The organism is Pseudomonas sp. DCB_AW, from assembly GCF_026240895.1.
In the GTDB taxonomy this organism is placed as follows: Bacteria; Pseudomonadota; Gammaproteobacteria; order Pseudomonadales; family Pseudomonadaceae; genus Aquipseudomonas; species Aquipseudomonas kermanshahensis.
In genome coordinates, this window is sequence record NZ_JAPFCE010000007.1 from 142,681 (window position 1) to 156,429 (window position 13,749).

At 64.7% G+C, this 13,749-nt stretch carries 8 protein-coding genes; 5 read left to right on the forward strand and 3 right to left on the reverse strand.

Translation table 11 applies throughout. From position 1 onward, the window contains the following. Position 1 precedes the first annotated feature (1 nt). The 5 genes from pepN to OO306_RS07490 all read left to right on the forward strand — a co-directional run bounded on the left by pepN (position 2) and on the right by OO306_RS07490 (position 7,899). On the forward strand, positions 2-2,659 hold the full coding sequence (gene pepN, locus OO306_RS07470; protein ID WP_265968218.1) for an aminopeptidase N: 2,658 nt from the start codon (positions 2-4) through the stop codon (positions 2,657-2,659). Between the two features lie 277 nt (positions 2,660-2,936). Continuing rightward, a complete protein-coding gene (locus tag OO306_RS07475) occupies positions 2,937-3,977 on the forward strand; it encodes a YCF48-related protein (RefSeq protein WP_265968219.1) in 1,041 nt (346 codons plus the stop codon). Positions 3,978-3,997: 20 nt separating this feature from the next. Further along, positions 3,998-6,373: an RND family transporter gene (locus tag OO306_RS07480; RefSeq protein WP_027596703.1), complete on the forward strand. Its 2,376-nt coding sequence runs from the start codon at positions 3,998-4,000 to the stop codon at positions 6,371-6,373. Between the two features lie 139 nt (positions 6,374-6,512). After that, entirely contained in the window at positions 6,513-6,803 is a 291-nt protein-coding gene (locus OO306_RS07485; protein WP_027596702.1) for a DUF5629 family protein, read from the forward strand. After that, positions 6,769-7,899 (forward strand): lactonase family protein, encoded by a 1,131-nt coding sequence (locus OO306_RS07490; RefSeq protein ID WP_265968220.1) that lies wholly within the window; start codon positions 6,769-6,771, stop codon positions 7,897-7,899. The genes OO306_RS07485 and OO306_RS07490 overlap by 35 nt, the downstream gene beginning before the upstream one ends. Positions 7,900-8,117: 218 nt before the next feature. Here OO306_RS07490 and OO306_RS07495 read toward each other — a convergent pair whose 3' ends face one another. From OO306_RS07495 to OO306_RS07505, 3 genes are read right to left on the reverse strand one after another with little or no spacing between them, the layout of a single operon-like run. Then, positions 8,118-8,711 carry a glutathione S-transferase gene (locus OO306_RS07495; RefSeq protein WP_265968221.1) on the reverse strand — a complete coding sequence of 198 codons (594 nt, stop codon included), beginning with the start codon at positions 8,709-8,711 and terminating at the stop codon, positions 8,118-8,120. Beyond that, positions 8,708-12,352, reverse strand: a complete 3,645-nt coding sequence (locus OO306_RS07500; RefSeq protein ID WP_265968222.1) for an AAA family ATPase — start codon at positions 12,350-12,352, stop codon at positions 8,708-8,710. Before OO306_RS07500 ends, OO306_RS07495 begins: the two co-directional genes overlap by 4 nt. Beyond that, entirely contained in the window at positions 12,349-13,587 is a 1,239-nt protein-coding gene (locus OO306_RS07505; RefSeq protein WP_027596698.1) for an exonuclease SbcCD subunit D C-terminal domain-containing protein, read from the reverse strand. The genes OO306_RS07500 and OO306_RS07505 overlap by 4 nt, the downstream gene beginning before the upstream one ends. Positions 13,588-13,749 lie beyond the last annotated feature (162 nt).

A 13,749-nucleotide genomic window follows, 5' to 3' on the forward strand; every position in this document is an offset into this window, starting at 1 on the left:
CATGCGTACCGAACAACCGCAAGTGATCTACCTCAAGGACTACCAGGCGCCCGAGTACCTGATCGACGAGACGCACCTGACCTTCGAGCTGTTCGAGGACCACACCCTGGTCCATGCGCAACTGGTCATGCGCCGCAACCCGGCACGCGGTGCCGGCCTACCGCCGTTGGTGCTCGACGGCCAGCAGCTTGAGCTGCTGCGCGCTTCGCTGGACGATGCCGAGCTGCAGGCGAGCGATTACCAGCTCGAAGCCGACAGCCTGACCGTGCAGCCCAAGGCCGAGCGTTTCACCCTCGACACCAGCGTGAAGATCCACCCCGAGAGCAACACCGCGCTGGAAGGCCTGTACAAGTCCGGCAAGATGTTCTGCACCCAGTGCGAGGCCGAGGGCTTCCGCAAGATCACCTACTACCTCGACCGCCCGGACGTGATGAGCACTTTCACCACCACGGTGATCGCCGAGCAGCATCGCTACCCGGTGCTGTTGTCCAACGGCAACCCGACCGGCAGCGGGCCGGCCGAAGACGGCCGCCACTGGGCAACCTGGGAAGACCCGTTCAAGAAGCCGGCCTACCTGTTCGCGCTGGTGGCGGGTGACTTGTGGTGCGTCGAAGACAACTTCAAGCGCCAATCCGGCCGCGATGTGATGCTGCGCATTTATGTCGAGCCCGAGAACCTCGACAAGTGTGACCACGCCATGGTCAGCCTGAAGAAGTCCATGCGCTGGGACGAAGAAGTCTATGGCCGTGAGTACGACCTGGACATCTTCATGATTGTCGCGGTCAACGACTTCAACATGGGCGCCATGGAAAACAAGGGCCTGAACATCTTCAACTCCAGCTGCGTGCTGGCCCGGGCCGAAACCGCCACCGACGCCGCCCACCAGCGTGTCGAAGGCGTGGTTGCCCACGAGTACTTCCACAACTGGTCGGGCAACCGCGTCACCTGCCGCGACTGGTTCCAGCTGTCGCTCAAGGAAGGCTTCACGGTGTTCCGCGACGCCGAGTTCAGCGCCGACATGAACTCGCGCACGGTCAAGCGCATCGAAGACGTCGCCTACCTGCGGACCCACCAGTTCGCCGAAGATGCCGGCCCCATGGCCCACCCGGTACGCCCGGACAGCTTCATCGAAATCTCCAACTTCTACACCCTGACTGTGTACGAAAAGGGTGCCGAGGTTGTACGCATGGTCCGCACCCTGCTGGGGGCCGAGGGCTTCCGTAAGGGCAGCGACCTGTATTTCGAACGCCACGATGGCCAGGCGGTGACCACCGACGACTTCATCAAGGCCATGGAAGATGCCAACGGCGTTGACCTGACCCAGTTCAAACGCTGGTACAACCAGGCGGGCACGCCGCGGCTGGAAGTCAGCGAGGCCTATGATGCAGGCGCCCAGACTTACAGCCTGACCTTCCGCCAGAGCTGCCCGCAGACCCCGGACAAGGCCGAGAAGCTGCCGTTCGTGATCCCAGTCGAGCTGGGCCTGCTGGATGCCGAAGGCAACGACCTGCCGCTGCGCCTGGCGGGTGAAGCCGCGGCTGGCGGCACCAGCCGCGTGCTGTCGGTGACCGAGGCGGAGCAAACCTTCACCTTCGAAGGCCTCACGGCCAAGCCGCTGCCCTCGCTGCTGCGAGGCTTCAGCGCGCCGGTGAAGTTGAGCTTCCCGTACGACCGCGACCAGCTGATGTTCCTCATGCAGCACGACAGCGACGGTTTCAACCGCTGGGAAGCGGGCCAACAGCTGTCGGTGCAGGTGCTGCAGGAGCTGATCGGCCAGCATCAACGTGGCGAAGCGTTGAAGCTCGACCCGCGCCTGATCACCGCCCTCGGTACCGTGCTGGGCAACGAATCGCTGGACGCCGCCATGGTCGCCGAGATGCTCTCGCTGCCAGGCGAGGCCTACCTCACCGAAATCAGCCAGGTAGCTGACGTCGATGCCATTCACGCCGCCCGCGAGTTCGCCCGCCAGCAGATCGCCGAGCAGCTGTTCGATGGCCTGTGGGCCCGCTACCAGGCGCACCGCGAGGTCTCGCGCAGCACGGCCTACGTCGCCGCGGCCGAGCACTTCGCCCGCCGCAGCCTGCAGAACATCGCCCTGTCGTACCTGATGCAGAGCGGCAAGCCGCAGGTGCTGGAGGCGACCCTGGAGCAGTTCGACCAGTGCGACAACATGACCGAGCGCCTGACCGCCCTGGCGGTGCTGGTCAACTCGCCGTTCGAAGCCGAGCGGGCCAAGGCGCTGGAAACCTTCGCCGAGCACTTCAAGGACAACCCGTTGGTCATGGACCAGTGGTTCAGCGTGCAGGCCGCCAGTTCGCTGCCAGGCGGGCTGGCGCGGGTCAAGGCGCTGATGCAGCACCCGGCGTTCACCCTGAAAAACCCGAACAAGGTGCGGGCGTTGGTGGGGGCGTTTGCCGGGCAGAACCTGGTCAACTTCCATGCGGCCGATGGTTCGGGTTATCGCTTCCTGGCGGACCTGGTGATCGAGCTGAATGCGCTGAACCCGCAGATTGCCTCGCGCCAATTGGCCCCGCTGACCCGCTGGCGCAAGTACGACGACGCGCGTCAGGCGTTGATGAAGGGTGAGCTGGAGCGGATTCTGGCTTCTGGGTCGCTGTCCAGTGATGTGTATGAGGTGGTGAGCAAGAGCTTGGCGTGAGTTCTCGATAGCCTGAACGGGCCCTTTCGCGGGACAAGCCCGCTCCCACAGGTACTGTGCAACTTTCTGGGGGCAGTCCAGGTATTGTGCAAAACCTGTGGGAGCGGGCTTGTCCCGCGAAGCTTTTGGGCGGTTAACAAAACATAACGTCCCGCTCGTTGTATTCCCGCAACCTTCCCCGCTACGATCCCCTCAAGCTATTGCAGGCCTCTACCACAGGCATTTCGCAGTACCTGCAAGGCATTGACCCACTAAGAACAACAAACAGGGGACGGTCATGAGGGAGCAGCTGATGGCGCAAACCAGGCGTGGAGCCTGGCCGCTGGCCGCCGGTGCGATGCTGGCGCTGGCATTGGGCATGTGGACGGGCAGTGTTGAAGCCGCTGCCGCCGACGAATACTCGACCGAATCGGCCAAGGCCAGTCAGAGCCTGCTGATCGACGCCGCCCAGGCCGGCAAGCGTCTGGTCGTGGTCGGTGATCGCGGTCATATCCTGTTCTCCGACGACCAGGGCAAGACCTGGACCCAGGCCCGGGTACCCACCCGGCAACTGCTCACCGCTGTGTTCTTCTTCGACGACAAGCGCGGCTGGGCTGTCGGCCACGATGCGCAGATCCTCGCCAGCACTGATGGCGGCGCGACCTGGAGCAAGCAATTCGAAGACCTGTCCCGCGAAGCCCCGCTGCTCGACGTCACCTTCCTCGACGCCCAGCACGGTTTTGCCGTGGGTGCCTATGGCGCTTTGCTGGAAACCACCGACGGCGGCCAGCACTGGCAGGACGTTGCCGAGCGCCTGGATAACGCCGACCAACTGCACCTTAACGGCATCGCCGTAATCAAGGACGCCGGCCTGTTCATCGTCGGCGAGCAGGGCAGCATGTTCCGCTCAGGTGACAACGGCCAGACCTGGGCCAAGGTCGACGGCCCTTACGAGGGCTCGCTGTTCGGTGTGATGGGCACCGCCCAGCCTAATACGCTGTTGGCCTATGGCCTGCGCGGCAACTTGTTCCGTTCTACCGACTTCGGCGACAGCTGGCAGCCGATCGAACTCAAGGCCGCGCGCGGCACGCTCGAATTCGGCCTGGCAAGCGCTACGCTTGTCGAGGATGGCAGCGTGGTGCTGGTCGGTAACGGCGGCAGCGTGTTGCGCAGCCATGACGACGGGCAAACCTTCAGCGTCTACAACCGTGCCGACCGCATCGCCCTGGCCGGCGTCACCGGCCTGACAACCGGCGGCTTGTTGCTGGTGGGGCAGGGGGGCGTGCACCTGGCCACCGCCGAAGGCGCCGACCAGGCTGCCAAGGAGGCGCGTCCATGACCAGCAGGGAGAGCATCACCATGCACCCGCATCACCAGGACAAGGCCACGCTGCTCGAACGCCTGATCTTCAACAACCGCCCCGTGGTCATCGCCCTGTGCGTGCTGGTCAGCATTTTCCTGTTCTGGCAGGCCACGCAGATCCGCCCCTCGACCAGTTTCGAGAAGATGATCCCGCTTGAGCACCCATTTATCGAACAGATGATGGAGCACCGCAACGACCTGGCCAACCTCGGCAACACCGTGCGTATTTCGGTGGAGGCGGTCAACGGTGACATCTTCGACAAGGACTACATGGAGACCCTGCGCCAGATCCATGACGAGGTGTTCTACATCCCTGGCGTCGACCGCGCCGGGCTGAAGTCGCTGTGGAGCCCCAGCGTGCGCTGGACCGAGGTGACCGAAGAGGGCTTCTCCGGTGGCGAGGTGATCCCCAATACCTACAACGGCTCGGCCGAAAGCCTCGATGCCTTGCGCGACAACGTGCTCAAGTCCGGCCAGGTCGGGCGCCTGGTGGGCAACAACTTCAAGTCCAGCATCGTCGATGTGCCGCTGCTGGAGAGCTACCCCGACCCGCAGGACCAAGGCAAGCAGGTCAAGCTCGACTACCAGCAGTTCTCGCACCTGCTCGAAGAGAAGATCCGCGACAAGTTCCAGGCGCAGAACCCCAACGTGAAGATCCATATCGTTGGCTTCGCCAAGAAGGTCGGCGACCTGATCGACGGCCTGGTGATGGTGGCGATGTTCTTCGGCGTGGCCCTGGGCATCACCTGGGTGCTGCTGTACTGGTTTACCTGGTGCATCCGCAGCACTATCGCTGTGCTCATCACCACCCTGGTGGCGGTGGTCTGGCAGCTGGGCTTGATGCATGCGGTGGGCTTCGGCCTCGACCCGTATTCGATGCTGGTACCCTTCCTGATCTTCGCCATCGGCATTTCCCACGGGGTGCAGAAGATCAACGGCATCGCCTTGCAGTCGAGCGGCGCCGACAACGCACTGACCGCTGCCCGGCGCACGTTCCGCCAGCTGTTCCTGCCGGGGATGATCGCCATCCTTGCTGACGCAGTGGGCTTCATCACCCTGCTGATCATCGACATCGGGGTCATTCGCGAGCTGGCCATCGGCGCCTCGATCGGCGTCGCGGTGATCGTCTTTACCAACCTGATTCTGCTGCCGGTGGCGATTTCCTATGTCGGCATCAGCAAGAAGGCGGTCGAGCGCAGCAAGAAGGACGCGACCCGTGAGCACCCGTTCTGGCGCCTGCTGTCCAACTTCGCCAGTGCCAAGGTGGCGCCGGTGTCTGTTGCCGTGGCCTTGGTGATGTTCGCCGGTGGCCTCTGGTACAGCCAGAACCTGAAAATCGGTGACCTCGACCAGGGCGCGCCGGAGCTGCGCCCGGACTCGCGCTACAACCAGGACAACAACTTCATCATCAGCAACTATTCGACCAGCTCGGACGTGCTGGTGATCATGGTCAAGACGCCGTCGGAAAGCTGCTCGATCCACTCGACCATGGCGCCGATAGACGAGCTGATGTGGACCATGGAGAACACCCCGGGCGTGCAGTCGGCGATCTCGCTGGTGACCGTGTCCAAGCAGGTGATCAAGGGCATGAACGAGGGCAGCCTGAAATGGGAGACCCTGTCACGCAACCCGGACATCCTCAACAACTCCATCGCCCGCGCCGACGGCCTGTACAACGCCGACTGCTCGCTGGCGCCGGTGCTGGTGTTCCTCAACGACCACAAGGCCGAGACCCTGGAACGCGTCACTGCCGCCGCCAAGGCCTTTGCCGACAGCCACAACAAAGAGGGCCTGCAGTTCCTGCTGGCAGCCGGTAACGCCGGGATCGAGGCGGCCACCAACGAGGTGATCAAGTCGGCCGAGCTGACCATTCTGGTGCTGGTGTACATCTGCGTCGCGGTGATGTGCCTGATCACCTTCCGCTCGTTTGCCGCAACCCTGTGTATCGTCCTGCCGCTGGTGCTGACCTCGGTGCTGGGCAATGCGCTGATGGCCTACATGGGCATTGGCGTGAAGGTTGCGACGTTGCCGGTGGTGGCCTTGGGTGTGGGCATCGGTGTGGACTATGGCATCTACATCTACAGCCGCCTCGAAAGCTTCCTGCGTGCAGGCCTGCCGTTGCAGGAAGCCTATTACGAAACCCTGCGCTCGACCGGCAAGGCGGTGTTGTTCACCGGGTTGTGCCTGGCCATTGGTGTGTGCACCTGGATCTTCTCGGCGATCAAGTTCCAGGCCGACATGGGCTTGATGCTGACCTTCATGCTGCTGTGGAACATGTTCGGTGCGCTGTGGCTGTTGCCGGCGCTGGCGCGGTTCCTGATCAAGCCTGAGAAGATGGTGGGCAAGGAGGGCGGGTCCATTTTTGCCCATTAAGTGAGGGGGCTGTAGAGGGCCTGTGGGAGCGGGTTCACCCGCGAATACGGTGGTGCATTCGCCGACGCATTCGCGGGTAAACCCGCTCCCACAAGTGCCATGTCGCTATACTGTCGCTCTTTTCCCAATTGGTACCCTCATGTCCCCCCTCGCCACCGCCCTCCAAACCTGCGACATGCTGCTGATCGACGGCCTGCACGCCTTCGATTTCACGTCCAACGAGACCGGCCTGACCGTCGAATGCATGGACGGCCGCCAGCTGCGTCGCTGGAACTTCACCCCCGAGCAGATCGCTGCCGCCACCGCCACGGGCGACGAGTGGACGCTCAACGGTGCCCAGGGCGAGCATCGTCTAGTCTGTATGAGTGCCTTTCGCGCCCCGGATGAAGACCACGATGAACCGGATCTGGACGAGCCTGCTGACCGCTAGCCTGATGAGCCTGACAATCAACGCCCACGCCGCCACGCTGCTGGTGGGCAGCTACACCGATGGCCAGAGCCAAGGCATCTACCGCTACCTGTTCGACAGCAAGACAGGCAAGATCACGCCGACGCCGCAACAGGTGGTCAAGAGCGAGAACCCTTCCTGGCTGGTGCTCTCGGCCGACCAACGGCAACTGTTCGCAGTCAACGAAACCGCGCAAGGCCACGTCAGCAGTTTCAGCGTGAGCAGCAAAGGCGAGATCAAACCGCTCAACCAGGTGGCCACCCGAGGCGATGAGCCGACCCACGCCAGCCTCAGTCGCGACCAGCGCTTCCTGTTCGTTGCCAACTACGCCGTCAAGCCAGACCCCGGCGGTAGCCTGGTGGTGATCCCGGTGGCCAAGGACGGCAAGCTCAAGGACGTGGTGCAGCAAGCCCGCCATAAACCAAGCGGCGTAAACCCCGAACGCCAGGCCGGCGCCCATGTGCACTCGCTGGTGCTGTCGCCGGACGGCCAGCACCTGTATGCCTGCGACCTGGGCGCCGACAAGGTGTTCATCTACCGTTACGACGGTGCCAGCACAGACCACCCGCTCACGCCGGCGATACCAGCGTCGGTGGCCCTGCCGCCGGGCAGCGGCCCGCGCCACCTGCTGTTCGACGCCAAGGGGCGACACGCCTACCTGACACTGGAAATGAGCGCCGAGGTGGTGGTGTTCGACGTCCAGGAAGGCAACCTGGTCGAGCGTCAGCGTCTACCCCTGACGGACCACCAGGACGCTGCGGCCAAGGCCGCTGGCGGCCTGCACCTGTCGGCGGATGGGCGCTTCTTGTACGTGAGCAATCGCGGCACGGCCAATGAGATCGTGGCCTTCAGCGTGGGCAAGGACGATGGCCAGTTGGCGTTCTTGCAACGCCGTTCGGTGGAGGGCGATCACCCTCGGGAATTTACCCTCGACCCTAGCGACAACTTCCTGTTGGTGGCCAACCAGAAGAGTGACCAGATCGTGGTCATGCGCCGTGACCCGCGTAGCGGCAAGCTCGGTGAGACAGTACAGACGCTGGCGCAGGCTGCGCCGTCGGACCTGAAGTTCATCGAGTGACGCCAGGTGTTCGGCGTTCGTTTTTGGGCGTTCTTGAGATCGAGCGCCGCCCGCGCGGCGCTTCGCAGCACAAGGCTGCTCCTACATTTGTTTCGGGCCAGTCACGCCTGTGAAGGCGGCGCGCGACCGCCCTGTAGGAGCAGCCTTGTGCTGCGAAGCGCCGCGCGGGCGGCGCTCGACCTCAAAACTACTCAAGCATGCCCGCCGGACACTGCCAGCTATCGCGCCATCACTGCCTTGAACAGATCCGACCCCAGCCAGCCCTCCAGCCAGCTCCGCACCCGCGGATAAGCCGCCTCGGCGAACCACTGCGGTTCGACCCCGGCAAACTGGCGCATTAGGGGCAACAAGGCGGCATCGGCAAGGCTCGGGTGATCGGCCAGCAGGTACGCACGCCCTTCGAGCAAAGCCTCGAGCTCCACCAACCAGGCTTCGGCCTGCTGGCGGTAGTGCTCGCGGGTATGTTCGGGGTAGCGCTCGGCGTACTTGTACAGGTTCACCTGCGCCTTGAACGTGCTGTCGTTTCGGGCGATCAGCGCCTCAGCCTGTTGCGCCGCCGCAGGGTCGGTCAGTAGCTGCCAGTCCTGCGGGTCGTTGCGTTGCAGTGCCCAGCGCATGATGTCCAGGCTTTCTTCCAGCACACCCGCCCCGGTGTCCAGCACCGGCACCGTGCCCTTGGGCGACAAGGCCAGCAGTGCGGCGGGCTTGTGCTTCATCGCCACTTCTTCGATCTGCACCTCGCACCCGGCGTAGCGCAAGGCCAGGCGCGCGCGCATGGCCCAAGGGCAGCGGCGAAACGAGTAGAGGATCACCCGCACACCTCGACGTCACTCAGGCCGTTGCCCTGGCGGCGTACCTGGATCTGCACCGGGATCCGCTCATGCATCTCCTGCACGTGGGAGATCACCGCCACCTTGCGGCCTTGCGCCTGCAGGCCGTCGAGGGCATCCATAGCCAGTTGCAGCGACTCTGGGTCGAGGCTGCCGAAGCCTTCGTCGATGAACAATGATTCGATGCGCAAGGTGCTCGACGCCATCGACGCCAGGCCAAGGGCCAGGGCCAGCGAGACCAGGAAGGTTTCACCGCCCGACAGCGAATGCACCGAGCGCAGCTCGTCGCCCATCTCGGTGTCCAGCACCAGCAGGCCGAGGGCGCTGCCGCCACGTTTCAGGCGGTAACGACGCGCCAGCTGGCGCAATTGGCTGTTGGCATGGTGCAGCAGCAGGTCGAGGTTGTAACCCTGGGCGATCTTGCGGAACACATCGCCGGAGGCCGAGCCGATCAGCGCATTGAGCCGCGCCCAGCGCTGCCACTGCTGATGGGCGTGCTCGATTTCCGTGGCCAGGGCCTGGTACGCCTGTTGACGACGCTGGTCTTCGGCCTGGGCGGCGCGCAGCTCGGCGCACTGCTGTTCATGGTTGGCCAGCACTTCGCGTAGCTCGAGCAACGACTGCTCCAGGTCTTCGGCCGTGGCTTCGACACTGGCTTGCGCGGCATGTTGCTGCAGCCGCTGTTCACGCTCCTGCAACAGTACGCGGCCTTGTTCGATAGCCTTTTCCGCCGCCTGCAGGTGCTGGCGCAGTTCAGCCATTTGCGCGTCGTCCATGGCCAGCAAGCGGTCCAGGCCACTGTCGTCCAGCTCGGGGTGTTCGGCGCGCCATTGGGCGATTTCCCCCTGCAACTGCTGGTGCTCCTGTTCGAGCGCCTGTTGGCGGGCGATGTTGGCCTTGAGTTCGCCGGCCAGTTGCAGGGCTTGGGTGCGGGCGTGTTGCAGGCGCTCGGCCGTTTCGGCCTCGCTTGTGCGGGCCTGCTCCACCTGCTGTTCCAGATGGCGCTGCCAGTCTTCGGCGCGCGGGTGGTCACCCAGCAACTCGGCCAATGCGGCGCGGGCTTTTTCCATCTGCTCGGCCAGCCCGTTGATCTGCTGCTGCAGGTCTTGCTGGCGCTGCACGCGGGTGTTTTGCTGATCGAGCAGGCGCTCCAGCTGTTGCTGGCGTTGCTGTTGTTCCTGCAGTTCGTCCTTTTGCTGGTCCAGCTGTTGCTGGCGCTGGGCGATCTGCTGGTCAAGGCTGAGGAAGGCGTGCGCTGGCTCGTCGTGCAGTGCCTGCAACACAGGCGCTGGCAGCAGGGTGGCGAAATCAGCCAGGGCCTGTTCGAGGCGTTCCTGGTCGGCGGCCAGGGCTTGATGCTGTTGGTCCAGGCGGCGCTGGGCCTGCTGTTGGGCTTCGCTGGCAGCCTGCAACTGCTGGTTCAGGCGGGCGGCATCGCGTTGCAGGGTCAGCAGGGTGGCCTGGCGTTTTTCGTCCCGGGCGATCTCTTGGTCGAGGCGCTGCAACTGGCTGTCCAGCCAACCACTGCGGGCCTTGCCTTCATGGGCGCTGAGGGCGGGCCACAAGGCATGGGCGGCGAGTTGGCCGGCCAATGGCTGCAATTGCTCGTTCAGTTGCGCCTGTTGGTGCTGGTATTCCTTGATCTGGCCGTTGACCACACCCACTTGGGTGCGCAGTTCGATCAGGCGGGTATTGAATTGCTCAACCTGAGCCAGGGCCGTGGCTTCTTCGGCCTGGTCATGCCGGCCAAGGCTCTGCAGCAGCGCTTCAGGCTGGTGGAAGGGGTGTTCGGCGCTGCCGCAAACCGGGCACGGTTCGCCATCGTGCAACTGCGCACGCAGTTCTTCGACGCTGGTGTTGCGTGCCAGGCGCTGGCGTTCCAGCAGTTGCCGGGTCAGTGCCAGCGCCTGCTCGGCGGCTTCCAGCTCGGCCTTGGCGGCAGTGCCTTCGCCAATCAGTTGCTGGCGTTGCTGCAGGGCCTGTTGCTGGCGTTCGCGCAGCGACTGAATACCCTGTTGCAGCTCCTGCTCGCGGGCGTGCAGGCGCGACAGTTCTTCCACGGCGCGTTGTTGCTTGCGGTTTTCTTGCAGCATGCCACCCAGCAGGTCGAGCTGCTCGGCCAGGGCCTGGGGCTCTGCTGCGGCTTCGCGGAACAACACGTCGAGGGCGTCGCGCTGTTCCTGCAGTTGCGCATTGGCCTGGCTGGCCTGGGCCTGCAGGCCGGGCAGTTCTTCGCGGCCCTGGTTCAGGCGGTTGCCGATTTGCAGCAACTGTTGCAGCTGCGGGCGATAGGCCTGCCAGGCGTTGGTCAGGGCGGCCAGGGGCGCACTGTCAGCCAGGGCTGCTTCAATGTGGGCCAGTTGCTGCTGGCCGCGCTGCTGGTGCTCGGTCAGTTGCTGCAATTGTTGCTGCAGCTCGGCCGCGGCCAGGTCGGCCTGCTGGCCGGTTTCGCGCGCCTTGACCAGTTCCTGTTCCAGGCGGGTGAGGGTGTCTTGCTCGGCGAACGCCTGGCGCAAGCGTGGGGCGTTTTCGCCTTGGCTGGCCTGGGCCTGGCTCAGCGCCTGGCGGGCTGATTCGAGGGCCTGCTCCAGTTCGCCGGTGCGGTTGTGCAGGTCGCTTTGCTGGCGCTGTTGTGCGTCGAGCTCACTGGCCAGTGGCGTGAGTTGCGCGGCCAAGGCCTGCTGCCGGTGGAACTGGTGGCGCTGTGGCGCCAGGCGCTCCAGGCGTTGCAGGTCCAGGCGCTGTTCGGCCAACTGCTGCCAGGCCTGTTCGGCGGCCTGCAGGGTTGCATGGGCTTCGGCCTGCTGTACCTGCAGCAGGCGCTGCTCATTGAGCCAGCCACGCTGTTGCTCCAACTGGCGCTCGCGCGCCTGGTCGGCCTTGAATTGCTGCTGCGCCTGCTCCAGGCGTTGGTCGAGCTCGGCGCGGGCTTCGGCCAGCAGCGGCAGCAGGTGGCTGGCACGGTCTTTCAGGGCGTTGTGCGTTTCACCGGCCTCGCGGGCCTTGCTGAATGCGCGTTGGCCAAGGCGGGTGTAGATCGCCGTGTTGGTGAGCTTTTCCAGCAGCTCGCTGCGTTCCTTGTCGTCGGCCTTGAGGAACGCACCGAACTCGCTCTGGGCCAGCATCACTGCGCGGGTGAACTGCTCGAAATTCAGGCCCAGGCGTGCTTCGACCAGTTGCTTGTATTCGTTCTTGCCGCTGGCCAGCACCTGCTCGCTGTCCAGGTCATAGAAGCTCTGGCGGCTGTGTTGCAGCTTGCCATTGGCCTTGTCGCGGGCGCGGTTGGCCTCCCAGCGGGCGCGGTAGCGACGGCCATCGATGCCGACGAAGTCGACTTCGGCAAAACCGCTGCCCGTGCCGCGGCGCACCAGGTTGCGCGGGTCCGAGGTCGGGATCTCGCCGTCGGCGTCCGGTACCTTGGCTTCGCGGCCGATGTCGTTGAGCCGCGGCACGGTGCCGAACAGGGCCAGGCACAGGGCATCGAGCAGCGTGCTCTTGCCGGCGCCGGTTGGCCCGGTGATGGCGAACAGGCCGGCGCTGGCCAGGGGCTCGGCGGTGAAGTCGATGTCGATTGGGCCGGCCAGGGATGCCAGGTTCTTCAGGCGGATGGCGAGAATCTTCATGGCTGTTCCTCTTCCAGCTGGACGTCCTGCAAGAGCAGGGCGAAATCGGCCAGGGCCTGCTCATCGGCGGGGTTGCCGTAGGCCTGTTCCCAGGCGCGGCTGAACAGGTCCTGCGGGGTCATCTGGGACAGTTCGACGAACGCCAGGTCGTCGTCCTCGGCACTCGTGCGTCCGGCGTATTCGGCGCTGATGCGGATCAGCCGCACGGCCTTGCCTTGCAGCGCCCCCTCGACTTGCTGACGCAGGTCGGGTTGCGGTTCGTCCAGCACCACACGCACTTCGAGCCAGGGCTGACGATTGGGGTCTTCGAGCAAGTCGATCACCGGCAGCTCAGCCAGCTGTACCAGCAACTCGCCGAGCGGCGCCGGGCCAATGCGTTGCAGGGCCACGGCGCGGGGCACCAGGCGCGGCTCGACGCTGACCAGCTCGGCGCCGTCCAGCTCCACCTCCAGCACCTGGTGCGGGTAGTTGATTTCGGCAAACGACAGCGGGATCGGCGAGCCGCTGTAGCGAATGCGCGCTTCGCGGTTGACCTTCTGCGGCTTGTGCAGGTGGCCCAGGGCGACATAGCTGATGGCCTTGTCGAACAGCTTGGCCGGCAGGGCTTCGGCATTGCCGATGATCAGGCTGCGCTCAGAGTCCTCGGACACCGCACCCCCGGCCATGTGGGCATGGCTGATGGCGACCAGCGCCTGGTCCTTCTTGCGCTTTTGCTGGGCAGCGGCAATCAGTTGCTGGTGCACCTGGGTGATGCCGTGCAGGTAATCGTCACCCAACTGCGGGCCGGTCACTTCTGCCGGGCGCAGGAAGGGCAGGGCCAGGCACCAGGCGCTGACCTTGCCGCGGGCGTTGGTCAGCGGGATCAGCAGGCGCTCGGCATCCAGCTGGCCTTCATCGAGCCAGTGCACACGGCCCAAGGCGTGGGTGCGCAAGCGGCGCATGAGCGCAGCGGGCAGTTCGATGCGTGAGCCGGAGTCGTGGTTGCCGGCGATCATCACGATGTCCAGCTTGGGCTGTTGCTCATGGGCCTGGACGATGAAGTCGTAGAGGCGCTCCTGGGCTTTGACCGGTGGGTTGACCGTGTCGAAGATGTCGCCAGCGATCAGCAGCGCATCCGGCTGGCGCAGGTGCAGTTGGCCGAGCAGCCAGTCGAGGAAGCAGGCGTGTTCGAAGTCGCGTTCCTGGCCGTGCAGGCTTTGGCCCAGGTGCCAGTCGGAGGTATGAAACAGACGCATGGATGACCTGTTGGTGTCGAGTCGAGCAAGCGGGGGGCTTGGCTTGGATGATGGGCGTTGCGCAGGGGGGTATGGTAACTCAATGGTGGGGGGAGGGGGCATGGCTGGGGGGATGTTGGCGGAGTGCGTGTGGGGGCGCCGGTCTAGAGTTTTGCAGTGCCT